This is a genomic window from Salinisphaera sp. G21_0 (assembly GCF_017744115.1).
Lineage (GTDB): Bacteria > Pseudomonadota > Gammaproteobacteria > Pseudomonadales > Endozoicomonadaceae > Endozoicomonas.
This window is the reverse complement of sequence record NZ_JAGHQW010000263.1, coordinates 1-568: the sequence shown is the minus strand read 5'-3', so window position 1 is coordinate 568 and position 568 is coordinate 1. Positions and strand designations below refer to the sequence as shown.

The window sequence follows — 568 nt, the reverse complement described above, 5'->3', positions numbered from 1 at the left end:
GACCCTGCCCTGCTTGAAAGAGGGCTGGCAGGAGGGCAAAGACGAGGACGTTAAGGGCAAACCGCTCGACCGGGCACTGGTCACCAATATTTCCTCCATGTGTAATGTCAAAGGCTTACCGAAAGATAAGGACGTGAAGGCCTTCCTGACGCTGCCCTGCTTGAAAGAGGGCTGGCAGGAGGGCAAAGACGAGGACGTTAAGGGCAAACCGCTCGATCGGGCACTGGTCACCAATATTTCCTCCATGTGTTCCTCTAAAGGCTTACCGGAAAAGACGAAAGTGCAAGCCTTTATTCAATGGCTAGCCTCGGATGAAAAGAAGAGTCTTCTGAAACTTTCTTGCCGCATATTTGCACGCTTTGGAGTACCCTCAGGAGAAAAACTGACTGATAATGAGAACAAACTCCGCCAATGTCTTAAACAGCAAGGTTATTCTACGGGCATTGGAGGCGACAGCAGTGATGAAGAAGATGAACTTTTAGAATCAAGTCAAATGAAAGCACTGGCTCTGTACTTCTCTCCTGCATCCGCAAAATGGAACATGACCATTGCCGAATTCCAACAATAT

Annotated in this window: 1 protein-coding gene; it reads left to right on the top strand. The window is 48.6% G+C overall.

Translation table 11 applies throughout. The features are described 5' to 3' along the window. A partial coding sequence (locus J7439_RS25975; protein ID WP_209204950.1) for a hypothetical protein occupies nucleotides 1-568 on the top strand: 568 nt, incomplete at both ends.